Raw genomic sequence first — 21,114 nt, 5'->3', positions numbered from 1 at the left:
CTGCGCGAGGGGGTGCTGCGGTCGGGGCGGCCCCCGGGGGGAGGCACCCCGGCCGGCCGGGGTGCCTCGGCACGAGGACCGCGCGCCCCGGGACGCGGTGCCGCCGCCGGGTGACGCCGGGACACGGCAGGAGCGGCGGGCCGGGCAGGAACTCCCCGCGCCCGCCGCTCCGGCTCTTCCATGGGCGGCGACGGTGTGGCGCCTACGGCTGACCGCCGCCCTCGCGGCGGTGCTGCTGATCGTCGTCACCGCCGGCTCGACGGTGCTCCTGAGCCGTCAGGAGTCCGGGTGCGGGCGGGTGACGACACCGCCGTGACGCCGGATCAGTAGTTCGCCGCGACCCACGAGTCGTCGACGAGGACGAAGTAGACCTGCTGGTCGACGCCGGGGACGCTCTGACGCCGGAAGCGCGCGTCGTCGGCGTCGCCGTCGTAGGTGAGAGTGCCCTTCTTGCCGGGCTTGCCGAGGTTGTTGTCCGCGACCGCGAAGGTCTTGGGGTCGGCTTTGCCGGTCTGCTTGAGACCGTTCTTGCCCTGCCAGTACTTCGTCGCCGATGCCGTCCGGCTGTCGAAGCTGCCGTCGATCTCGTTCTCGGTGAAGTCGTGCTGGACCTTCTTCCCGTCCGTCCACTTGGCGCCGTCGGCCACCAGGACGGTCTGCCACAGAGCGACCGCGTTGCTGTCGTCGCCCTTGGACAGCACGCCCTCGTCGCCCCAGTCGTCGGTGGTGCCTCCCTTGCCGTCGACGAAACCGGTGTCCTCGGACGCGAAGGCCGCGCCCGTCGTGGCGATCCCGCCGAGCACGGTGCCCGCGGCCAGCACGGTGGCCACCACTGCCGTACGGATGTGCTTGCGCATGGTTCCCCTTCCTCCCCTGGGCCGCTCCGCCCCGCCGATCCTGTGATCTCCCGGCGCGTTCCGTGGCCCGTTGCGTGCGAACAGCCATGAGGACGCACCGGCTCCCGGGACCGGAGCCGTCGGCGGGCGGCGACGGGACGAGACGGGACGGTCCGCCCCGTGCGCTGCGCCGTCCCGCCCGGCCCGGCGGACCGGAGCGGGACGCAAAGAAGAGAAAAGAAGGGGGCGCTCGGCCTCTCCCCCGTGGAAGGCCGGGCGCCCGGGGCGGTCGGGCCGCCCGGGAAACACCCTTGTGTACAGGCGTGAGCTGTTCAACACCTGAGGGGCTGCTGTGGCGCGGGAGTAACCGTTCCGCTATGGTCCGCGCGCCCCGCGGCGGAACCGATCCGGCCCCTGACACCGTCAATCGAACGGATGGACGCTTGGGCCGGGGTGACGCGGAGGAGTGAGCGATGGGCGCCTGGCAGCCGCTGCCGGACGATCTGCCGCCGGAGGTACGGCACTTCGTGGAGCAGTTGAGGCTCCTGAAGGACCGCACCGGACTCAGTCTCGTCGCTCTCGGCGCGCGCACCGCGTACAGCAAGTCGTCCTGGCAGCGCTATCTCAACGCCTCCCAGCCGCCGCCCCGCCAGGCGGTGGTCGCGCTGTGCCGGGTCGCGGGACTGCAGAGCGAGGAGGCCGAACGCTTCGGCGTGCGCTGGGAACTGGCCGTGCACGCCTGGCCCCGCCAGGCCGCCCCGACGGCCGCCCCGGCGGACGCCGACCCCATACCCGTCCCGACAGGCACCGCTCCCGTACCCGCCCCGACCAGTGCCGCCCCCGTACCCGCGTCGACCGGCACCGGTCCCGTGTCCACAGCTGTGGACGGTCCCGTGCCGGGGGAGTACGAGGACGATCCGACCGTTCCGTGGTGGGACCTGCCCGAGGCGGAGCCCCCGCCGCGGCCCGCCGGGCGCCGTCTTCTGCTCGTCGCGCTCCTCGCCCTGCTGGTGCTGCTCGTCGTCGCCCTCGCCGGTGCCGTCACGTTCGGGTGATCTGAGCCCGGTGGGGCAGCTGAGGTCGCCGCCGTGTCCCTGTTGTGCCGATGCGTCGACAAGTTCGCGGATGGCCCCGAATGCTCGCTGTGCCGGGGCTAACGTGTCCCCTCGGGACGGTCCGGGGGCGTCCCCGCCCTCACCCCGTCAGGGGGACCGCCTGGCGCACACCGGGGGGAATGAGGGGGGAAGCGATGCCTCGTTGGAAGGCCCTGCCCGAGGAACTCGATCCACAGGTGAGGGAGTTCGCAGGACAGCTGCGGCAGCTCGTGGACCACAGCGGGCTCAGCGTCTTCGCCGTGGCCGACCGCACGGGCTACAGCAAAACGTCCTGGGAGCGATATCTGGCCGGTCGGCTGCTCCCGCCGAGGGGCGCCGTCGTCGCCCTGGCCGAGGCGACCGGCACCGATCCCGTCCGTCTCACCGCCCTGTGGGAGCAGGCCGAGCGGGCCTGGCGCCGCGCGGAGACGCGCCACGACATGACCACGCAGGCCGCCCGGATCTCCGAGGTGCGCACGGCGCCCGGAGAGCCGCGGCCGAGGGCCGCTCGGACCCCGGGCGCCGAGGGCGACGTAGGGACAGGCACACCGGGAACGTTCGGACCGGCGGGGGAGTTCGGGCCCGCGACGGCGGGCGGGGTACCCGGCGCCGGGCCGCCGGAGGCCCGCGGTGCGCAGCGCAGGCGACGGCTGGTGATGTTCCTCGCGGGCCTGGCCGGTGCGCTCGTGGTGATCGGGGTGGCCTTCTTCCTCACCGGCGGCGACGGAAAGAAGTCCGCCGGGGCGCCCGCACCGGCTCCGACGTCGGCGAGCGCGAGCCCGGACCTGCCGGCGGGCATCAGGTGCGGCGGCGCGGACTGCACCGGCAAGGACCCGGAGAAAATGGGCTGCGGCGGCACCGAGGCCAGGAGTACTACCACCGTCACCGTGGGCACGACCCTCGTCGAGGTCCGGTACAGCAGGACGTGCGGGGCCGCGTGGGCCCGCATCACACGGGCGGCACCGGGCGACAGGGTCGAGGTGTCCGCGGGCGGGGCGCCCCGGCAGACCGGGTCGGTGGCCGGGGCGGCGGACACGGACGCCTACACCCCCATGGTGTCCGTGAAGGACCCCGCCGCCGCGAAGGCGTGCGTGACGCTCGCGTCGGGGCGCAAAGGGTGCACGAAGTAGCGCGCACGACCCCGGGGGCGCACGGGACAAGGCCGCGCGCCCGTGGGGATAGGACCCGCCGGAAGGGCCGGGCGGAAGACCTGTCGAAAAGAATCGCTCCCGCCATGCATGAGCCCGCTGTCACGGGGCAGGCGCACGTTACCCCCACGGGAGTCCGGCAGCGCCGGAAGGCCGACAACCCTTCCGGCTGGACGTCCCCCCTGCGGCGGCCGCCGCTCAGTCCCCCCTCTTCGGAGCGGACGGCCGCCGCTCCTTCGCCTCCTCGAAGCGGACGGCCGCCGCCCCTCGGCCGGTTGTGGGACGGGCCACACGGGCCCGGGAGTGCGGGATCACGGATGCGCGATAGCCTGACCGCTGGATCTCTCTTGACGCCAAGAGATCGATCATCCCTACCCTTGATCGATCATCGCGGCAGGCGTCGGCCACGAGCCGGCGGTGGGGATCCCGCACCCCGGGGCGACGACGCCCTACCGCCAGCTGTCATACGGAGAACGCCATGACCCGCACTCCCGTGAACGTCACCGTCACCGGCGCGGCCGGCCAGATCGGCTACGCACTGCTCTTCCGCATCGCCTCCGGCCAGCTGCTCGGCGCGGACGTGCCGGTCAAGCTGCGCCTCCTGGAGATCACCCCGGCGCTGAAGGCCGCCGAGGGCACGGCCATGGAGCTCGACGACTGCGCGTTCCCGCTTCTGCAGGGCATCGAGATCAGCGACGACCCGAACGTCGCCTTCGACGGCGCCAACGTCGCCCTTCTCGTGGGCGCCCGCCCGCGCACCAAGGGCATGGAGCGCGGTGACCTCCTGGAGGCCAACGGCGGCATCTTCAAGCCGCAGGGCAAGGCCATCAACGACCACGCGGCGGACGACGTCAAGGTCCTCGTCGTCGGCAACCCGGCCAACACCAACTCGCTGATCGCCCAGGCCGCCGCCCCGGACGTGCCGGCCGAGCGCTTCACCGCGATGACCCGCCTCGACCACAACCGCGCGCTGACCCAGCTCGCGAAGAAGACCGGCGTCTCGGTCGCCGACATCAAGCGCCTGACGATCTGGGGCAACCACTCCGCCACCCAGTACCCGGACATCTTCCACGCCACAGTCGCCGGCAAGAACGCCGCCGAGGTCGTGAACGACGAGAAGTGGCTCGCCGACGACTTCATCCCGACCGTCGCCAAGCGTGGCGCCGCCATCATCGAGGCCCGCGGTGCCTCGTCGGCCGCCTCCGCCGCCAACGCCGCCATCGACCACGTGCACACCTGGGTCAACGGCACGGCCGAGGGCGACTGGACCTCCATGGCCATCCCGTCGGACGGCTCCTACGGCGTCCCGGAGGGCCTGATCTCCTCCTTCCCGGTCACCACCAAGGACGGCAAGTACGAGATCGTCCAGGGCCTGGACATCAACGAGTTCTCCCGTGCCCGTATCGACGCGTCGGTGAAGGAGCTGGAGGAGGAGCGCGACGCGGTCCGCTCCCTCGGCCTCATCTGACCCGTCCGGGCTTCCGGCGATCGTACGTGCGCAGGCCCCGTCCCCGGTTCTTCCGGGGACGGGGCCTGCGCACGTTTCGCCCTCAGGCCGACCCGGGCGGGTTCCGCCTCAGGCCGTGCCCAGCAGGCTCTGGAGCTTCGAGACGTCCAGTGACGCGCTCGGCGGCGGGGCCTTGGCCGGAACCGGCTTGTTGTAGTCCGTGAAGGTCAGGGTCAGGTCCGTGCCCGGCCCCTTCTGGGACGCGCGGTACAGCAGGTGCGGCTTGCCCGTCGTGACGTACAGCGTCGAGGTCATGCCGTTCACCTCGAAGGACAGCGGGACCACTCGGGTGCCGTTCACGGTCGTCGCGAGGCCCTCCTTCAGGGTGGTGGGCGGCGTCGCCGTCGCGGCCGACTGGAGGTCCTGCAGACTGCAGGCGTTGACGACACCGCTGAAGACCGTGTCGTTCGTGGAGCCGTGGATGTAGTGGTTCTTGAACGTCTTGGCCGCGGCGGTGCCCCGGTCTCCCGGCAGCTCCGACGTCCAGAACGCCGTGTTCGGCTTCAGCCACACATCGGTGCCCCGTTTGATGATCTGGACCATGCCCCCGCGTGAGCCGAGGGTCAGGGTGCCCGCGCAGTTGCCCTTCCGGTCGAGCGCGAGGTCCATCGCCGTGGGCAGCGTGATGCTGTTCGCCGCGGCGGCGCTGCGGTCCTGGTAGTGGATCCGGACCGATGTCGCTTTCCGTAGTGCGCCCTGGGCCTGTGCGGCCAGTTGCTGTGGACTCTGGTCGCCGCCGGTCTTGGCCGACGACACGCCTCCCAGTACGGGGGAGAACAGCAGGCCCATCGTCGCGGCAGTCACCGTCGCGCGCGTCGCGATCGTGAAGCCATGCGTCCGGAACATCGCGTCACCTCCACCAGTAGTTCAGGCTCAGCGTACTTTTCACCCTTTTCGACCGCATTTTCAGTGACGCGGAGCACTTTCGGTCACGCATACGCATGCATCCCCGGCGCGGGGGCAGGTGCACGCCGCCCACCGGGGGGTGGCACGCAGGTGACACAGGGCGACCGAACTGTAACGGAAGGCATTACCGATCATGTCGGGACAGCAGGCACGGCAGGCAGCGCAGACCATCCATGTGGCAGGAGAGTGGCGCGCGGCGCTCTCGGGTGCCACGCGCGAGATCCTGGACCCCGCGGATGCCGAGCCGCTCGCCCTGGTCGCGGAGGGTGACGAACGGGACGTCGACGCGGCCGTCGTGGCCGCCCGGCGCGCCTTCGACGAGGGTCCCTGGCCGCGTACGTCCGCGGCGGAGCGCGCCGCGCTGCTGCACCGAGTCGCCGATCTCCTCGTACGCGATCGCGAAGAGCTGGGTCTCCTGGAGAGCCGCGACGCGGGCAAGACCCTGGAGGAGGGCCGCGTCGACATCGACTGCGTCGCCGACGCCTTCCGCTACTTCGCGGGCCTCGTCGCCGGCGAGAGCGCCGGCCGTGTCGTCGATGCCGGCTCGCCCGACATCCACAGTGTCGTGGTGTACGAGCCGGTCGGTGTGTGCGCCCTGATCACTCCCTGGAACTACCCCCTGCTCCAGGCCAGTTGGAAGATCGCCCCCGCGCTCGCCGCCGGCAACACCTTCGTGGTCAAGCCGAGCGAGATCACCCCGATGACCACCGTCGCCCTGATCGAGCTGCTGGCGGAGGCCGGACTGCCCGCCGGGGTGGCGGGCATCGTCACCGGCCCCGGCCACTCGGTGGGCGCCCGGCTCGCCGAGCACCCCGGCGTCGACCTGGTCTCCTTCACCGGCGGACTCGTCAGCGGCACGAAGGTCGCGCTGGCCGCGGCCCTCGGCGTGAAGAAGGTCGCCCTCGAACTCGGCGGCAAGAACCCCAATGTCGTCTTCGCCGACGCCTGCGCCACCGAAGAGGCCTTCGACACCGCCGTCGACCAGGCGCTCAACGCCGCCTTCATCCACAGCGGTCAGGTGTGCTCGGCCGGCTCCCGCCTCATCGTCGAGGAGTCCGTCAAGGAGCGCTTCGTCGCCGAACTCGCCCGCCGCGCGGGCCGGATACGACTCGGCCGCGGCACTGAGAAGGGCGTCGAGTGCGGTCCGCTGGTCTCCGCCGAGCAGCGCGCCAAGACCGAGGCGTACGTCGCCTCCGCGCTCGCCGAGGGCGCCGTGCTGCGCTGCGGCGGCAAGCGCCCCGAGCCGGACGAGACCAGGCCGGCCGGCGGCTACTTCTACGAGCCCACCGTGCTCGACGGGTGCCACCGGGAGATGAAGGTCGTCCGCGAGGAGGTCTTCGGGCCCGTTCTGACCGTGGAGACCTTCCAGACCGAGGACGAGGCGGTGGCGCTCGCCAACGACACCGAGTACGGCCTCGCTGGCGGCGTGTGGAGCGCCGACGCGGGTCGCGCCCGCCGTGTCGCCGGCCGGCTGCGCCACGGCACGGTCTGGATCAACGACTTCCACCCCTACCTCCCGCAGGCGGAGTGGGGCGGCTTCGGCAAGAGCGGCATCGGCCGCGAACTCGGCCCCGCGGGCCTCGCCGAGTACCGCGAGCCCAAGCACGTCTACCAGAACCTCGCCCCCCAGCCGGTCCGCTGGTTCGCGGGCTGACCCCTCCCCCCGCCGCGCACCCCTCCCCCCACAGCAGCTTTGGAGCAGTTCCCCATGCACCCGAACACGCACGTGTACGACTACGTCGTCATCGGCGGCGGCACCGCGGGTTCCGTCATCGCCTCCCGACTCACCGAGAACCCGGACGTCACCGTCGCCGTCATCGAGGGCGGCCCGAGCGACGTCGGCCGCGACGACGTCCTCACCCTCCGCCGCTGGATGGGCCTGCTCGGCGGTGAACTGGACTACGACTACCCGACCACCGAGCAGCCGCGCGGCAACTCCCACATCCGGCACAGCCGCGCCCGCGTGCTCGGCGGCTGCTCCTCGCACAACACCCTGATCGCGTTCAAGCCGCTGCCCTCCGACTGGGACGAGTGGGAGGCGGCCGGCGCCGAGGGCTGGGGCGCCGTCCCGATGGAGGCGTACTACGCCCGCCTGCTCAACAACATCGTCCCGGTCGACGAGAAGGACCGGAACGCCATCGCCCGCGACTTCGTGGACGCGGCCCAGGAGGCGATCGGCGTGCCGCGGGTGGAGGGCTTCAACCAGAAGCCGTTCACCGAGGGCGTCGGCTTCTTCGACCTCGCCTACCACCCCGAGAACAACAAGCGCTCCAGCGCCTCGGTGGCGTATCTGCATCCGGTGATGGACGAGCGCCCCAACCTGACGATCCTCCTGGAGACCTGGGCCCACAAGCTGGAGCTGGAGGGCACCCGCGCGCAGGGCGTGCACGTGCGCACCAAGGACGGCGAGGAGATCCTCGTACGGGCCCGGCGGGAGGTCGTGCTGTGCGCCGGCGCCGTCGACTCCCCGCGGCTGCTGCTGCACTCGGGCATCGGCCCCAAAGCGGACCTGGAGAAGCTCGGCATACCGGTCGCGCTCGATCTGCCGGGCGTCGGCGAGAACCTGCTCGACCACCCCGAGTCGGTGATCGTGTGGGAGACGCACGGACCCATCCCGGAGAACTCCGCGATGGACAGCGACGCCGGCCTGTTCGTGCGCCGCGACCCCGAACAGCCGGGCCCGGACCTGATGTTCCACTTCTACCAGATCCCGTTCACGGACAATCCGGAACGACTGGGCTACGAGCGGCCGGAGTTCGGCGTCTCCATGACCCCGAACATCCCCAAGCCGAAGAGCCGCGGCCGTCTGTACCTGACGAGCGCCGACCCCGGCGACAAGCCCGCGCTCGACTTCCGCTACTTCACCGACGAGGACGACTACGACGGCCGCACCCTCGTCGACGGGATCCGCATCGCCCGTGAGATCGCGAAGACCGAGCCGCTGGCCGGCTGGCTGAAGCGAGAGGTGTGCCCCGGTCCGGACCTCACCGGCGACGAGGAACTGAGCGCCTACGCGCGCCAGGTCGCCCACACCGTGTACCACCCGGCCGGCACCTGCCGCATGGGCGCCGGGACCGATGAACTCGCCGTCGTCGACCCGGAGTTGAGGATCCGCGGTTTGGAAGGTATCCGCATCGCTGACGCGTCCGTCTTCCCCACCATGCCCGCCGTGAACCCGATGATCGGGGTGCTCATGGTCGGGGAGAAGGCCGCGGATCTGCTCGGAGGTGACGCCTGATGGCTCTCACAGTTCCCACCCGTAAGCCGCCCACCGACGACTGCGCCGTCGACCCCGTCTTCTCGGTCGACGGCCTGTGGAAGGTCTTCGGCCCGAAGGCCGGCCGTATCCCGGCGGACCCCGAACTCGCCGCGCTGCCGGTCGCCGAGCTGCGCGAACGTACCGGCTGCACGGCCGCCGTCCGCGATGTGGGCTTCGACGTGCGCAAGGGCGAGGTCTTCGTCGTCATGGGCCTGTCCGGTTCCGGCAAGTCCACGCTCGTGCGCTGTCTGACCCGGCTCATCGAACCGACCGCGGGCGCCATCGCCATCGACGGCGAGGACGTCCGCGCCATGGACAAGACACGGCTGCGCGAACTGCGGCGCCATCGGGCCGCGATGGTCTTCCAGCACTTCGGCCTGCTGCCGCACCGCACGGTCCTCGACAACATCGCCTACGGCCTGGAGATCCAGGGGGTCGGCCGGGCCGAGCGCCGCGAACGTGCCGCGGAGTTCGTGGCCAAGGTCGGCCTGGAGGGCATGGAGAAGCGGCGCCCCAGCCAGCTGTCCGGCGGCCAGCGGCAGCGCGTCGGACTCGCCCGCGCACTCGCCGTCGACCCCGAGGTGCTCCTGTTCGACGAGCCGTTCAGCGCGCTCGACCCGCTGATCCGGCGCGACATGCAGGAGGAGGTGGTCCGGCTGCACCGTGAGGAGGGCCGCACGATGGTCTTCATCACGCACGATCTGAGCGAGGCTCTCAAGCTGGGCGACCGCATCGCCCTGATGCGCGACGGCCGCATCGTGCAGCTCGGCACCCCCGAGGAGATCGTGGGGTCCCCAGCCGACGACTACGTCCGGGAGTTCGTCCGGGACGTGCCGCGTGAGCAGGTCATGACCGTCCGCTCGGCCATGCGGACCGCGTCCGCGGAGGAGGCGGGGGGCGGCCCGGCGGTGTCGCCGGACGCCACGGTCTCGGAGGCGATCGAGGCGGTCGCCCGCACGGGTTCCCCGGCCCGGGTCATGGACCGGGGCCGCTGTCTCGGCGTCGTCGACCACGCACGCCTGCTCGGCGTCGTGGCCGGAACGCCCCAGACCGTCGCGGACGAGGCGGAGCAGGACGCCGTGGCCGGGGCAGAGCAGGACGCCGCGGCCGGCCCGGAGCAGGACGCCGCCGCCCCGTCGGACCAGGCCGCCGCACACGGAACGGGGCACGGCGCCGTCACCGGAACGGAGCAGGCCGAGGAGGCGGTGTGATGGCCACGCTCACCACGACCGCTCCCAAGGTCACGATTCCCGGCCTGCTCAGGCATCGTGCCGTGAGCAAGCTGCTGCTGCTCGCCGCCGTCGCGGCCGTCCTCGTACCGCTGGCCGACGCCCGCTGGGCGAGCGGCAGCTGGCCGCACGCGCTCACCGTCGACCTCTCCAAGCCGCTGGCCTCGGCCAGCAACTGGATCATCGACAACCGCGACAGCCACCCGCTCTTCCTGTACTTCTTCGGCTACATCAGCAACGCCATCGTCCTGTCCGTGCACGCCGTCTACCTGGCGCTGCTCGCGGCGGGCTGGCCCGGCGTGACCGTCGCCGCCGCGCTGCTGGCCTGGCGCGCCGCAGGTGTCCGCCTGGCCCTCGGCACGGCGGCCGCGTTCCTCGCCTGCGGTCTGCTCGGCATGTGGGTGCCCACCATGCAGACGCTGGCGCTCATGGTGGTCGCCGTACTCGTCTCGGTGCTGCTCGGCGCGCTGCTGGGCCTTGCGGCGGGCCTGTCCGACCGTACGTTCCGCGCCCTGCGCCCGGTCCTCGACACCATGCAGGTGCTGCCCGCCTTCGCGTACCTCCTGCCCGTCGTCCTGGTCTTCGGCATCGGTGTCCCCGCGGCCGTGCTCGCCACCGTCGTGTACGCGGCCCCGCCGATGGCCCGGCTCACCGCGCTGGGTCTGCGCGGCGCCGACCAGGAGGTCCTGGAGGCGGTCGAGTCGCTCGGCACCACCGCCCGCCAGCGACTGTTCACCGCCCGGCTGCCGCTGGCCCGCAAGGAGCTGCTGCTCGGCCTCAACCAGACGATCATGATGGCGCTGTCCATGGCGGTCATCGCCTCCGTGATCGGCGCCGGGGGTCTCGGTGACCGCGTCTACCAGGCACTCGCCTCCGTCGACGTGGGCGCCGCGCTCGCCGCGGGCATCCCGATCGTGCTGCTCGCGGTGGTCCTGGACAGGGTCACCGGCGCGGCGGGAGCCGGGGCCGAGCGCTCCGGCGGACGCGCCGGATGGGCCTACGCGGCCGTCGCGACCGTAGCCGTCGCCCTGGCCGCGCGGCTCGCCGGCCGCCTGGACTGGCCCGACGCAGGGACCGTGAAGATCGCCGAGCCGGTGAACCGGGTCGTCGACTGGATGACCGCCCATCTGTACTCGGGCGTCCCCTTCGTCGGCGGCACCGCCGACTGGGCGGCCCACTTCACCACCTGGATCCTGGACCCGCTGCGCACCGGACTGCAGTGGCTGCCCTGGTGGGCGGTGCTGCTCGTGGTCGCCGCGCTGGCCTGGCTGATCGGCACCTGGCGCACCGCGCTCACCGCCGTTCTCGCGATGGCCGCGACCGGTGTGCTCGGGGTGTGGAAGCCGTCCCTGGACACGCTGTCCCAGGTGCTGGCGGCCGTCGCCGTCACCCTCGTGCTCGGTGTCGCGACCGGGATCGCGGCCGCCCGCAGCAACCGTTTCGAGCGGCTGCTGCGCCCGGTTCTCGACGTCTTCCAGACGATGCCGCAGTTCGTGTATCTGATCCCGGTCGTCGCGCTGTTCGGCGTCGGGCGCGCACCCGCCGTCGCGGCGGCGATCGTCTACGCGCTGCCGGCCGTCGTCCGTATCACCGCCCAGGGCCTGCGCCAGGTCGACCCGGCCGCCCTGGAGTCGGCGCGTTCGCTCGGCGCGACCAGCACCCAGCAGCTGCGCCAGGTCCAGCTCCCGCTCGCCCGCCCGGCGCTGCTGCTCGCGGTCAACCAGGGCGTGGTCCTGGTCCTCGCCGTCGTCATCATCGGTGGTCTGGTCGGTGGCGGCGCGCTCGGCTACGACGTCGTCTTCGGCCTCGCGCAGGGCGACCTGGCGACCGGTCTGGTGGCCGGCGGGGCGATCGTCTGTCTCGGCCTGATGCTCGACCGGGTGACCCAGCCGACCGAGCGGCGCGCGAAGAAGGGAGCGTGACATGTCTCGTACGCGCACGAAGATGCTGACCGCCGCCCTCGCCGTGCTGGGGCTGACCACCGGCTGCGGTGCCGCCGACATGACCAAGCAGGCCTCGCCGTTCGCGGGTGCCCAGGGCGCCAGGACGGTGACCCTGTCGGTGCAGTCCTGGGTGGGCGCGCAGGCCAATGTGGCCGTGGCCCAGTACATCCTGGAGCACGAGCTCGGCTACCGGGTCGACACCGTCCAGGTCGACGAGGTCCCCGCCTGGGACGCCCTCAGCCAGGGCCGGGTCGACGCGATCCTGGAGGACTGGGGCCACCCCGACCAGGAGAAGCGGTACGTCGAGGACAAGAAGACCATCGACGCGGGCGGCGGCCTCGGGGTCACCGGCCACATCGGCTGGTTCGTCCCGACCTACCTCGTCAAGCAGCACCCGGACATCACGGACTGGCACAACCTCAACAAGTACGCGCCTCTGTTCCGCACCGCGGAGAGCGGCGGAAAGGGCCAGCTGATGGACGGCTCGCCGTCCTACGTCACCAACGACAAGGCGCTGGTGGACAACCTGAAGCTGAACTACCAGGTGGTGTTCGCCGGTTCCGAGGCCGCGCAGATCACGCAGATCAGGCAGTTCGCGAAGCAGCACAAGCCCTTCCTGACGTACTGGTACGCGCCGCAGTGGCTGTTCAAGAAGGTCCCGATGACGGAGGTGAAGCTGCCGCCGTACAAGGAGGGCTGCGACCAGGACGCGGCGAAGGTCGCCTGCGCGTACCCGCACACCCCGTTGCAGAAGTACCTGAACGCGGGCTTCGCGAAGAACGGCGGGAAGGCGGCGGCCTTCCTGAAGAAGTTCAGCTGGACCACCGAGGACCAGAACGAGGTCTCGCTGCTGATCGCCGACCAGAAGCTGACCCCGGACCAGGCCGCGAAGAAGTGGGTGGAGGGCCACCGGTCCACCTGGCAGAAATGGCTGTCCTGAGCTGTTGGAAGGTGCCGGAGCTGCTCGAACCATTCCGCCGCCCGTACCGCGGCTCCGGCCGTCAGTTCCCCCCCCCGCCCAGCCCGTCACCGGCCGGATCCCACTGAGCGGAGACGGGGCGCGGCGGCGATGGGCTGAGTCGAGGCGGGCCGCGGCGGCGCCTACTTCTCGGCGGCCGGGACGAGCCCTGGGGCGAACCTGTGGGAGAGGGACTCCAGCAGCGGCTTGCGCTTGGTGTTGTGGAAGGCGGCGATGCGCCACTTCCCGTCGCCCTGCCGGACCAGGGTGTAGGTCTGGATCTTGGTGAGCTTGCGCGGCCGCTTCCCGTTGTAGGTGTCGCCGCGCCCGTTGACGACGGCCGCATCCGGCCCGGGGAAGCGGATGTCGAGGACCTCGTCCGCGAGTCGCGTGCCCTTGAGGAACGTCTCGAACAGGGTGCGGTGGCTCTCCACGATGTCCCGGCGCCCCTCGTACAGGGTGCCGACGAAGGTGATGTACGTGGCGTCCTCGGTGAACAGCTCGCCGTACGCCTCGGCGTCGTGCCGCCCCCAGGCGGCGACGAGTTCGTTCAGTACGGATGTGACCGCGGCGACGTCGTGCGAGGTCGTCATGGCTGCCTCCCCCTGGTTAGACTGGAGCAGATTCTCAACGGACGCAGTATCTGCATGCATGCAGATAACCGTAGGAGGTGCTCCCCCCGATGGCAACCCCCGCAGACGCCGCGGACGAACACATGGTCTTTCGCCAGTACCTGGACGCGGTGGGGCTTCAGGGTCTGGCCAGTGCGGAGGCGGCCGGACTGCACACGTCGGAGTGGTACGCGCTGAGCCTGATCACCCTGGAAGGCGGCCTCACCTCGGGCGAGCTGGCCTCCAGGACCGGGCTCACCACGGGTGCCACGACGCGCCTGATCGACCGCCTTGAGCAGGCCGGCTACGCCCGCCGTGCCGCCGACCCCACGGACCGCAGACGCGTGATCGTCAAGCCGGTGCCCGACGCACTCGGACGCGTCGAAGAGGTCGTGGGCCCCGCCCGCCGCCACATCGCCGAGGTGCTGGCGCGCTACACCCCCGAGCAGCGCGCCCTGCTCTTCGACTACTTCAGGCGCGCCGCGCCCGCGCATCGCGCGGCCACGGAGGAGATCCGCAAGAGCGCGACTCCACGGCGCGGCAGGGGCGCCCGGGCCAAGGGCGACAGCTGACCGTATGCCCTACGGGGCACGCGGACCCGGAGGCCGGCAGTGTCCCGGGCGGCCGGCCGTCGGGTGGGCGGTGTCACGGCTTTGCCGGTGCCTCCCCGAGGCGGGTCTGCGCCGCGGGCGCCTCCGGTGCCGGGGCCTCGCCGAACCGGGCCAGCAGCAGCGCCCCCACCACGGCGACACCGAAGCCGAGCACCGCCAGCCAGCCCAGGCCCTCGCGTGTCCGGTCGCCCAGCCACACCACCCCGACCGCCGCCGGCCCCACGGTCTCGCCCAGCACCATGCCCGCCGTCGCCACCGTCACCGACCCCCGTTCCAGGGCCGTGGTCAGGAGCAGGAAGGCCGCGCCGCCGCCCAGCAGCAGCGCGTACGCCGCCGGATTGGTGAGCAGTGCGGACGGCGTGAGCCCGTCGATCAGCCGTACCGCCACCTCGACGACCCCGAACCCGAACCCGGCGCCCAGCCCCAGCGCCAGCGACCGCCCTCGTCCCGGCAGCCGCCCCCCGGCCAGCCCCAGCAGCAGCACGGCCACCGCGGTTGCCAGCATCGCGTACTTCAGGGCCATGGACCCCGGCCGGCCGCCCTCGGCCCCGGAGGCCAGCCCCAGCAGCGCGAGCCCCGCGCACACCACCCCGACCGCGGCCCACTCACTCCCGGCCAGCCGCACCCCGAGCAGCCGCGCCCCGGCCACCGCCGTCACCGCGAGGCTCGACGCGAGCGCCGCGCCCACCGCGTAGATGGGAAGCGACCGCAGTGCGACGATCTGCAGCAGGAAGCCGAGCCCGTCCAGTGCGAGCCCCGCCAGATACCGCCACTGCCGCAGGGCCCGCAGCAGCAGCGCCGCGTCTCCGCCCCCGCCCGGGCTCGCCGCGCGTGCCGCGACCGCCTGCAACACCGTCGCCGTACCGAAGCAGACCGCCGCGCCTAGGGCGCACACCATTCCAAAGAACACATAGCGACTGTAGGCGACCGAGCGGAGACAGGGGGCGGATCGAACACCAGAGTGACGCTCTCTAGTCTGGTGACCGAAAACCTCTCACCGACGTCTCAACGAAAACTCACTCGACGGGGGACACGAACATGGCGGACGCTCGCCGGCAACTGCGCTCGGGCACGGTCGTCCTCGGCGGCATGGGGCTCCTCGCGGCGGCGCTCACCGCCTGCTCCTCGGAACCGGACAAGCGCTGCGTCGACCGCGACAGCTACACCCTCGGCAAGGGGTACAAGGTCGTGGCCGACAAGAACTGCTCATCCCACGCGTCGACGGCGCACGGCGGCTGGTACTACGGCGGCACCAAGAAGAGCGGCTTCGTGAACGACGGCTCCTTCACCAGGCCGAGGAGCTCCGGCAGCGGCAGCCACAGCGGCGTCCACCGCGGCGGCTTCGGCGGCCACGGCAAGTCCGGCGGCTGAGCGGCCGTGGAACGCCGCAGGACCGAGCCCCGCCCCGACTGGCAGCGGACCGTCGAGGCACAGGGCCTCGTCTACCCGCTCACCCGCCACCCGGACGACTCCCTGCGCCCCTACTGGGACGAGAGCGCGTACTACGTCTTCGGTCTGGACGAGGTGGAGTCGCTGGAGGAGGTCGTCGAGGACCTGCACAGGATGTGCCTGGCCGCCGCCGCGCACATCGTCGAGGAGAACCGGTTCACCGACCTCGGCATCACCGATCCGCGCAGCGCCCGCGCGGTCGCCGAGGCATGGCACCGCCGCGCCGAACTCCCCTCCGTCTACGGCCGCTTCGACCTGCGCTACGACGGCACGGGCCCGGCCAAGCTCCTGGAGTACAACGCCGACACACCCACCTCCCTGGTCGAGGCCGCCTCGCCGCAGTGGTTCTGGATGCAGGAGCGCTTCCCGGGCGCCGACCAGTGGAACTCGCTCCACGAACGCCTCGTCGCCGTCTGGCGGAAGCAGTCCGAGCTGCTCCCGCCCGGCAGCCCGCTGTACTTCGCGCATTCCTCCGTCGACGAACTCGGCGAGGACCTCATGACGGTGGCATATCTGAAGGAGACCGCCGAGCAGGCCGGGCTCGACACCGACTGGATCTCCATGGAGGAGATCGGCTGGGACCCCCTCTCGGGACGCTTCGTCGACAACCGGCTCCGCTTCATCCGCAGTTGCTTCAAGCTCTACCCCTGGGAGTGGCTCCTCGCCGACCGCTTCGGCGGCCATGTCCTCGACACCCTCGACAACGGCGGCGGCACGGGAAGCACGCTGTGGATCGAGCCCGCCTGGAAGATGCTGCTCAGCAACAAGGCGCTGCTCGCGATCCTCTGGGAGCTGTACCCGGGCCACCCGAACCTCCTCCCGGCCCACCTCGACGGCCCCCGGGACCTGGCGCACACCACGGGCTATGTCGCCAAGCCGCTCCTGGGCCGTGAGGGCGAGGGCGTGACGATCCACGAGCCGGGCGCCGAGCCCGTCGTACGGGACGAGCCGTGCTGCTACCAGGAGCTGGCGCCCCTGCCGTCCTTCGACGGCAACCATGTCGTCCTCGGGGCCTGGGTCGTCGGGGACGCGTCGGCCGGGCTGGGCATCCGCGAGTCGTCCGGCCTGGTCACGGACGAGTACGCCCGGTTCCTTCCGCACGTGATCCTGTGAGGCTTGCGCCGCACGTGATCCCGTGAGGTTTCCGCAGCACGCGATCCCTCGCGGCGCGTCCGCCCCCGCCGAGGCGTGCCCCGGCGCGCCCTCCTGCGAGAGGCCCGCATGGTGGACGTATGCCCCCCGGCGTCCGACCGGCCCGGTAGGCTGATCGCCGGGCCGTGACTGGCGCGCTGGGATGGGACCGACCATCGGGGAGCGGCCCTGATGCGACGAGTGCCGTGCGCCTGGGCCGACCGTGAACCGTGACCGTTTCCAGCCACGCCACCCGGAGGCCGACATGCCGGAGCAGCAGCCACTCTCCACCGAGTCCACCGCCTTCCGCGCCGCCCTCGACGTGATCCGCGCCGTCGAGCCCCGCGTCGCCGACGCCATCGGGCAGGAGGTCGCCGACCAGCGCGAGATGCTCAAGCTGATCGCGTCGGAGAACTACGCCTCGCCCGCCACCCTGCTGGCCATGGGCAACTGGTTCAGCGACAAGTACGCCGAGGGCACCATCGGCCGCCGCTTCTACGCCGGCTGCCGCAACGTCGACACCGTCGAGTCGATCGCCGCCGAGCACGCCAAGGAACTGTTCGGCGCCCGCCACGCGTACGTCCAGCCGCACTCCGGCATCGACGCCAACCTCGTCGCCTTCTGGGCCGTCCTCGCCCAGCGCGTCGAGGCCCCCGCCCTGGAGAAGGCCGGCGTCCGCCAGGTCAACGACCTCTCCGAGCAGGACTGGGCCGAGCTGCGCCAGGCCTTCGGCAACCAGCGCATGCTCGGCATGTCCCTGGACGCGGGCGGCCACCTCACCCACGGCTTCCGCCCGAACATCTCCGGCAAGATGTTCGACCAGCGCTCCTACGGCACCGACCCGGCCACCGGTCTGATCGACTACGAGGCCCTGCGCGCCTCCGCCCGCGAGTTCAAGCCGCTGATCATCGTCGCGGGCTACTCGGCCTACCCCCGCCTGGTGAACTTCCGGATCATGCGCGAGATCGCCGACGAGGTCGGCGCCACGCTGATGGTCGACATGGCCCACTTCGCGGGCCTGGTCGCGGGCAAGGTCCTCACCGGCGACTTCGACCCGGTCCCGCACGCGCAGATCGTCACGACCACCACCCACAAGTCGCTGCGCGGCCCGCGCGGCGGCATGGTGCTGTGCGACGACTCCCTGAAGGACCAGGTGGACCGCGGCTGCCCGATGGTGCTGGGCGGCCCGCTCCCGCATGTGATGGCCGCGAAGGCGGTGGCCCTGGCGGAGGCCCGCCGGCCCTCCTTCCAGGACTACGCCCAGCGGATCGTGGACAACTCCCGCGCCCTGGCCGAGGGCCTGACGCGCCGCGGCGCCACCCTGGTGACCGGCGGCACGGACAACCACCTCAACCTGATCGACGTGGAGACCTCCTACGGCCTCACCGGCCGCCAGGCCGAGGCGGCGCTGCTGGAGTCGGGCATCGTCACCAACCGCAACGCCATCCCGGCCGACCCGAACGGCGCCTGGTACACCTCCGGCATCCGCATCGGCACGCCCGCCCTCACCACCCGGGGCCTCGGCACCGCCGAGATGGACGAGATCGCGGCCCTGATCGACCGCGTCCTCACGACGACCGTCCCCGGCACCACCGCCAAGGGCACCCAGTCGAAGGCCCAGCACATCCTGGACCCGAAGATCGCCGACGAGATCGCCCACCGGGCGAGCGACCTGCTCCAGGGCTTCCCGCTCTACCCGGAGATCGACCTGGGCTGATCCGGCCACCGACGGAGCGTTCCGCCTCTCACAGTTCGATCAGCTCCTGCCGCGGCTCGCGAGGCATCCCCTGCCTCCGGGCCGCGGCCCGGCGTACGGCGTAGGTGCCGCAGACACCCAGAGCCAGCCCCGCCGCCGCTCCGACTGCCCCCCAGCGGGGGCCGTCCGAGGAGCCGTCCTCGGCCGCGGGGACGGACTGTTCGAACAGCCCCTCCCTCTCCAGCCGGTCGAAGACGGACCGCGGTGCCCGGTGCCACCGGATGTCGTCGTCGGAGACGTCCGGCGCCGGATCGGACCGGACCCACGGTGTCCCGTCCGCCGCCAGGAACACCTGGTCCTGCCGCTCCACGGCCACATCGCCGCCCGGCGCCCGCTGGGTGTACGGCCATCCCCCGATCCCGGTCAGCGCCCACACCACGGTGGCCTGTACCCGCGGATACCGGCCCTCGGTCCAGGCGTCCGGCACCGGCTCGGTCGCGGTCTCCGTCGGGGACATCAGCTGCCACAGCAGAGCGAAGTCCTGGTCCCCGGAGTGCAGTGTCGTCGTACGGCCCGTGCCGTTCGTCACGACGAGTGCCAGATCCGGGATGTCCTTGCGCATCGCCCACGCGGGGGCGGCCGCCCCCGCGAGCACCGCGACCGCCATCGTCAGCGCCGCCACCAGAGCACGCAGCCCCCGCATGCCTTCCCCCTCGCTCCTCATGCCCCTTTGTTACACCGTTCGTCTTACCGCCGGGTCATCCCGTGGGGCACGATCCGCCCCCCGCCCGTCTCCCACCGCTTCCGGAACGGCCCGCCGGACCTGAGAGAATGGTGAACATGGCCTCAGACAGTCCCCGCGTGCTCTCCGGGATCCAGCCCACCGCCGGCTCGTTCCACCTCGGCAACTACCTCGGTGCCGTCCGCCAGTGGGTGGACCTGCAGGAGACGCACGACGCGTTCTACATGGTCGTCGACCTGCACGCGATCACGGTCCCCCAGGACCCGAAGGAGCTGCGTGCCAACACCCGTCTGGCCGCCGCCCAGTTGCTCGCGGCCGGACTGGACCCGGAACGGTGCACGCTCTTTGTCCAGAGCCATGTCCCCGAGCATGCCCAGCTCGCCTGGGTGATGAACTGCCTCACCGGCTTCGGCGAGGCCAGCCGGATGACCCAGTTCAAGGACAAGTCCGCCAAGCAGGGCGCCGAGCGCGCGAGCGTGGGCCTGTTCACGTACCCGATCCTCCAGGTCGCCGACATCCTGCTGTACCAGGCGAACGAGGTGCCGGTCGGCGAGGACCAGCGCCAGCACATCGAGCTGACCCGCGACCTCGCCGAGCGCTTCAACGGCCGCTTCGGTGACACGTTCACGATCCCGCGGCCGTACATCCTCAAGGAGACGGCGAAGATCTACGACCTGCAGGACCCGTCGATCAAGATGAGCAAGTCGGCGTCCACGCCGAAGGGCCTGATCAACCTGCTCGACGAGCCGAGGGTCACGGCCAAGAAGGTCAAGAGCGCCGTCACGGACACGGACACCGTGATCCGGTTCGACAGGGAGGAGAAGCCGGGCGTCAGCAACCTGCTGACCATCCACTCCACCCTGACCGGCACCGCTGTCGCCGACCTGGAGGAGCGCTACGCCGGCAAGGGCTACGGCGCGCTCAAGACGGACCTCGCCGAGATCATGGTCGACTTCGTGACGCCGTTCCGGGAGCGCACCCAGCAGTATCTGGACGACCCCGAGACGCTCGACGCGGTCCTGGCCAAGGGTGCGGAGAAGGCGCGTGCGGTCGCGGCGGAGACGCTCGCGCAGGCGTACGACAGGGTGGGCTTCCTGTCTGCCAAGCACTGACCCGTCCCGTGCCCCGACGCGCCGTGGAGTGCTGCACTCCACTCTGACCGTGCCTGCCCGACGGCAGGGCGTGGTCGTACAGTCGGAAAGCGAACACCGTGACGGCAGTCCGTCCCGCCCCGGCCACGCACACCAACACGACGACAGGAGACGACGTGGGGACCGTAACGATCGGTGTGTCGATCGCGGTCCCGGAGCCTCATGGCAGCCTCCTCCAGGAGCTGCGCGCGGGCTTCGGCGACGCCGCGGCTCACGGCATCCCCACGCACGTCACCCTGCTGCCGCCGACGGAGGTCGGCGCCGGCGACCTGCCCGCGATCGAGGCGCACCTCGTCGACGTCGCGGCGGCCGGGCGTCCCTTCCCGATGCGGCTGGCCGGGACAGGCACGTTCCGGCCCCTGTCGCCTGTGGTGTACGTCCGTGTCGTCGAGGGCGCGGAGGAGTGCGCCTGGCTCCAGAAGCAGGTCCGGGACGCCTCCGGGCCGGTGGCGCGCGAGCTGCTGTTCCCGTACCACCCGCATGTCACGGTGGCGCACGGGATCGACGAGGCGTCCATGGACCGGGCGTACGAGGAACTGTCCGGCTACGAGGCCGCGTGGCCGTGCACGGGCTTCGCCCTGTACGAGCAGGGCCCGGACGGCGTCTGGGGCAAGCTGCGGGAGTTCCCGTTCGGCAGCGCGGTGGTGCCTCCCCAGGCCACCGCCCCGACCGAGGGCGCCACCCTCCCCGCCCACCGCGCCTAGGGCGTGTTTCGAAAGTCCCGTCCGGCCCGCGACTCCCCCAGCCTGGCGGCTGGGAGGTGCCCCCAGGCACGGCACCTCGCCGCGTTGTCGGGGCCGTCCGCGTACGCCCAGTACGCGGACGACCCTCCGCCTTGCGATG

At 71.7% G+C, this 21,114-nt stretch carries 19 protein-coding genes, 1 pseudogene and 1 riboswitch; of the genes and pseudogenes, 15 read left to right on the top strand and 5 right to left on the bottom strand.

Annotated elements, in window-relative coordinates; genetic code table 11:
* Positions 1 to 316 (top strand): annotated as a pseudogene (locus AB0L95_RS40230) (hypothetical protein); the annotation flags it as partial.
* 7 nt (positions 317 to 323) lie between these two features.
* Here AB0L95_RS40230 and AB0L95_RS40225 read toward each other — a convergent pair.
* Positions 324 to 857, bottom strand: coding sequence for a peptidoglycan-binding domain-containing protein (locus tag AB0L95_RS40225; RefSeq protein ID WP_365171366.1), 534 nt, complete (start codon positions 855 to 857; stop codon positions 324 to 326).
* A gap of 452 nt (positions 858 to 1,309) precedes the next feature.
* Between AB0L95_RS40225 and AB0L95_RS40220 the strand changes: the two genes are divergently transcribed.
* The 3 genes from AB0L95_RS40220 (at position 1,310) to AB0L95_RS40210 (ending at position 4,546) form a co-directional block, all read left to right on the top strand.
* Positions 1,310 to 1,891, top strand: a complete 582-nt coding sequence (locus AB0L95_RS40220; protein ID WP_365171364.1) for a helix-turn-helix transcriptional regulator — start codon at positions 1,310 to 1,312, stop codon at positions 1,889 to 1,891.
* A gap of 194 nt (positions 1,892 to 2,085) precedes the next feature.
* Positions 2,086 to 3,060, top strand: coding sequence for a DUF2690 domain-containing protein (locus tag AB0L95_RS40215; protein WP_365171362.1), 975 nt, complete (start codon positions 2,086 to 2,088; stop codon positions 3,058 to 3,060).
* A gap of 496 nt (positions 3,061 to 3,556) precedes the next feature.
* The gene (locus AB0L95_RS40210) at positions 3,557 to 4,546 is read left to right on the top strand and encodes a malate dehydrogenase (protein ID WP_365171360.1); all 990 of its coding nucleotides are present in this window, start codon (positions 3,557 to 3,559) and stop codon (positions 4,544 to 4,546) included.
* 108 nt (positions 4,547 to 4,654) lie between these two features.
* Here the strand turns inward: AB0L95_RS40210 and AB0L95_RS40205 are convergent, their stop codons facing one another.
* Entirely contained in the window at positions 4,655 to 5,431 is a 777-nt protein-coding gene (locus tag AB0L95_RS40205) for a hypothetical protein (RefSeq protein ID WP_365171358.1), read from the bottom strand.
* Positions 5,432 to 5,624: 193 nt separating this feature from the next.
* On the opposite strand from AB0L95_RS40205, the gene AB0L95_RS40200 reads away from it, so the two are divergent.
* From AB0L95_RS40200 to AB0L95_RS40180, 5 genes are read left to right on the top strand one after another with little or no spacing between them, the layout of a single operon-like run.
* Positions 5,625 to 7,145: an aldehyde dehydrogenase family protein gene (locus AB0L95_RS40200; RefSeq protein ID WP_365171356.1), complete on the top strand. Its 1,521-nt coding sequence runs from the start codon at positions 5,625 to 5,627 to the stop codon at positions 7,143 to 7,145.
* 54 nt (positions 7,146 to 7,199) lie between these two features.
* Complete coding sequence (locus tag AB0L95_RS40195) at positions 7,200 to 8,729, top strand: GMC oxidoreductase (protein ID WP_365171354.1); 1,530 nt, start codon at positions 7,200 to 7,202, stop codon at positions 8,727 to 8,729.
* Positions 8,729 to 9,961: a betaine/proline/choline family ABC transporter ATP-binding protein gene (locus tag AB0L95_RS40190; protein WP_365171352.1), complete on the top strand. Its 1,233-nt coding sequence runs from the start codon at positions 8,729 to 8,731 to the stop codon at positions 9,959 to 9,961. Before AB0L95_RS40195 ends, AB0L95_RS40190 begins: the two co-directional genes overlap by 1 nt.
* Positions 9,961 to 11,901 carry an ABC transporter permease subunit gene (locus AB0L95_RS40185; RefSeq protein ID WP_365171350.1) on the top strand — a complete coding sequence of 647 codons (1,941 nt, stop codon included), beginning with the start codon at positions 9,961 to 9,963 and terminating at the stop codon, positions 11,899 to 11,901. Before AB0L95_RS40190 ends, AB0L95_RS40185 begins: the two co-directional genes overlap by 1 nt.
* Before the next feature lies 1 nt (position 11,902).
* The gene (locus AB0L95_RS40180; RefSeq protein ID WP_365171348.1) at positions 11,903 to 12,862 is read left to right on the top strand and encodes an ABC transporter substrate-binding protein; all 960 of its coding nucleotides are present in this window, start codon (positions 11,903 to 11,905) and stop codon (positions 12,860 to 12,862) included.
* 161 nt (positions 12,863 to 13,023) lie between these two features.
* On the opposite strand, the gene AB0L95_RS40175 is transcribed toward AB0L95_RS40180, so the two are convergent.
* Positions 13,024 to 13,473 (bottom strand): SgcJ/EcaC family oxidoreductase, encoded by a 450-nt coding sequence (locus AB0L95_RS40175; RefSeq protein ID WP_365171346.1) that lies wholly within the window; start codon positions 13,471 to 13,473, stop codon positions 13,024 to 13,026.
* A gap of 89 nt (positions 13,474 to 13,562) precedes the next feature.
* Here AB0L95_RS40175 and AB0L95_RS40170 point away from each other — a divergent pair, with 89 nt between their 5' ends.
* Positions 13,563 to 14,063 carry a MarR family transcriptional regulator gene (locus AB0L95_RS40170; protein ID WP_365171344.1) on the top strand — a complete coding sequence of 167 codons (501 nt, stop codon included), beginning with the start codon at positions 13,563 to 13,565 and terminating at the stop codon, positions 14,061 to 14,063.
* Positions 14,064 to 14,136: 73 nt separating this feature from the next.
* Here the strand turns inward: AB0L95_RS40170 and AB0L95_RS40165 are convergent, their stop codons facing one another.
* Complete coding sequence (locus AB0L95_RS40165; protein ID WP_365171370.1) at positions 14,137 to 15,000, bottom strand: hypothetical protein; 864 nt, start codon at positions 14,998 to 15,000, stop codon at positions 14,137 to 14,139.
* A gap of 140 nt (positions 15,001 to 15,140) precedes the next feature.
* Between AB0L95_RS40165 and AB0L95_RS40160 the strand changes: the two genes are divergently transcribed.
* From AB0L95_RS40160 to AB0L95_RS40150, 3 genes are all read left to right on the top strand, one after another.
* Positions 15,141 to 15,473 carry a hypothetical protein gene (locus tag AB0L95_RS40160; RefSeq protein WP_365171342.1) on the top strand — a complete coding sequence of 111 codons (333 nt, stop codon included), beginning with the start codon at positions 15,141 to 15,143 and terminating at the stop codon, positions 15,471 to 15,473.
* Between the two features lie 6 nt (positions 15,474 to 15,479).
* Entirely contained in the window at positions 15,480 to 16,664 is a 1,185-nt protein-coding gene (locus AB0L95_RS40155; RefSeq protein ID WP_365171340.1) for a glutathionylspermidine synthase family protein, read from the top strand.
* A gap of 154 nt (positions 16,665 to 16,818) precedes the next feature.
* Positions 16,819 to 16,907: riboswitch (ZMP/ZTP riboswitch) on the top strand.
* Positions 16,908 to 16,947: 40 nt separating this feature from the next.
* Complete coding sequence (locus AB0L95_RS40150; protein ID WP_365171338.1) at positions 16,948 to 18,399, top strand: glycine hydroxymethyltransferase; 1,452 nt, start codon at positions 16,948 to 16,950, stop codon at positions 18,397 to 18,399.
* 28 nt (positions 18,400 to 18,427) lie between these two features.
* Here AB0L95_RS40150 and AB0L95_RS40145 read toward each other — a convergent pair whose 3' ends face one another.
* Positions 18,428 to 19,045 carry a hypothetical protein gene (locus AB0L95_RS40145; protein WP_365171368.1) on the bottom strand — a complete coding sequence of 206 codons (618 nt, stop codon included), beginning with the start codon at positions 19,043 to 19,045 and terminating at the stop codon, positions 18,428 to 18,430.
* A gap of 173 nt (positions 19,046 to 19,218) precedes the next feature.
* Here AB0L95_RS40145 and trpS point away from each other — a divergent pair, with 173 nt between their 5' ends.
* Both trpS and AB0L95_RS40135 read left to right on the top strand, forming a co-directional pair.
* Positions 19,219 to 20,232: a tryptophan--tRNA ligase gene (trpS, locus tag AB0L95_RS40140; protein WP_365171336.1), complete on the top strand. Its 1,014-nt coding sequence runs from the start codon at positions 19,219 to 19,221 to the stop codon at positions 20,230 to 20,232.
* Positions 20,233 to 20,387: 155 nt separating this feature from the next.
* Positions 20,388 to 20,975 carry a 2'-5' RNA ligase family protein gene (locus tag AB0L95_RS40135; RefSeq protein ID WP_365171334.1) on the top strand — a complete coding sequence of 196 codons (588 nt, stop codon included), beginning with the start codon at positions 20,388 to 20,390 and terminating at the stop codon, positions 20,973 to 20,975.
* Positions 20,976 to 21,114: the final 139 nt, after the last annotated feature.

Origin of the sequence: Streptomyces sp. NPDC052036, from assembly GCF_040680495.1 — a bacterium.
GTDB lineage: Bacteria > Actinomycetota > Actinomycetes > Streptomycetales > Streptomycetaceae > Streptomyces.
The sequence above is the reverse complement of the archived record's forward strand: the minus strand, read 5'-3'. Positions and strand labels throughout refer to the sequence as shown.

Coding starts and splice junctions, on each gene's coding strand:
- AB0L95_RS40205 (WP_365171358.1), bottom strand. CDS start 5,431: ATGTTCCGGACGCATGGCTTCACGATCGCGACGCGCGCGACGGTGACT.
- AB0L95_RS40210 (WP_365171360.1), top strand. CDS start 3,557: ATGACCCGCACTCCCGTGAACGTCACCGTCACCGGCGCGGCCGGCCAG.
- AB0L95_RS40200 (WP_365171356.1), top strand. CDS start 5,625: ATGTCGGGACAGCAGGCACGGCAGGCAGCGCAGACCATCCATGTGGCA.
- AB0L95_RS40220 (WP_365171364.1), top strand. CDS start 1,310: ATGGGCGCCTGGCAGCCGCTGCCGGACGATCTGCCGCCGGAGGTACGG.
- trpS (WP_365171336.1), top strand. CDS start 19,219: ATGGCCTCAGACAGTCCCCGCGTGCTCTCCGGGATCCAGCCCACCGCC.
- AB0L95_RS40170 (WP_365171344.1), top strand. CDS start 13,563: ATGGCAACCCCCGCAGACGCCGCGGACGAACACATGGTCTTTCGCCAG.
- AB0L95_RS40225 (WP_365171366.1), bottom strand. CDS start 857: ATGCGCAAGCACATCCGTACGGCAGTGGTGGCCACCGTGCTGGCCGCG.
- AB0L95_RS40195 (WP_365171354.1), top strand. CDS start 7,200: ATGCACCCGAACACGCACGTGTACGACTACGTCGTCATCGGCGGCGGC.
- AB0L95_RS40145 (WP_365171368.1), bottom strand. CDS start 19,045: ATGGCGGTCGCGGTGCTCGCGGGGGCGGCCGCCCCCGCGTGGGCGATG.
- AB0L95_RS40185 (WP_365171350.1), top strand. CDS start 9,961: ATGGCCACGCTCACCACGACCGCTCCCAAGGTCACGATTCCCGGCCTG.
- AB0L95_RS40215 (WP_365171362.1), top strand. CDS start 2,086: ATGCCTCGTTGGAAGGCCCTGCCCGAGGAACTCGATCCACAGGTGAGG.
- AB0L95_RS40190 (WP_365171352.1), top strand. CDS start 8,729: ATGGCTCTCACAGTTCCCACCCGTAAGCCGCCCACCGACGACTGCGCC.
- AB0L95_RS40175 (WP_365171346.1), bottom strand. CDS start 13,473: ATGACGACCTCGCACGACGTCGCCGCGGTCACATCCGTACTGAACGAA.
- AB0L95_RS40160 (WP_365171342.1), top strand. CDS start 15,141: ATGGCGGACGCTCGCCGGCAACTGCGCTCGGGCACGGTCGTCCTCGGC.
- AB0L95_RS40150 (WP_365171338.1), top strand. CDS start 16,948: ATGCCGGAGCAGCAGCCACTCTCCACCGAGTCCACCGCCTTCCGCGCC.
- AB0L95_RS40165 (WP_365171370.1), bottom strand. CDS start 15,000: ATGGTGTGCGCCCTAGGCGCGGCGGTCTGCTTCGGTACGGCGACGGTG.
- AB0L95_RS40180 (WP_365171348.1), top strand. CDS start 11,903: ATGTCTCGTACGCGCACGAAGATGCTGACCGCCGCCCTCGCCGTGCTG.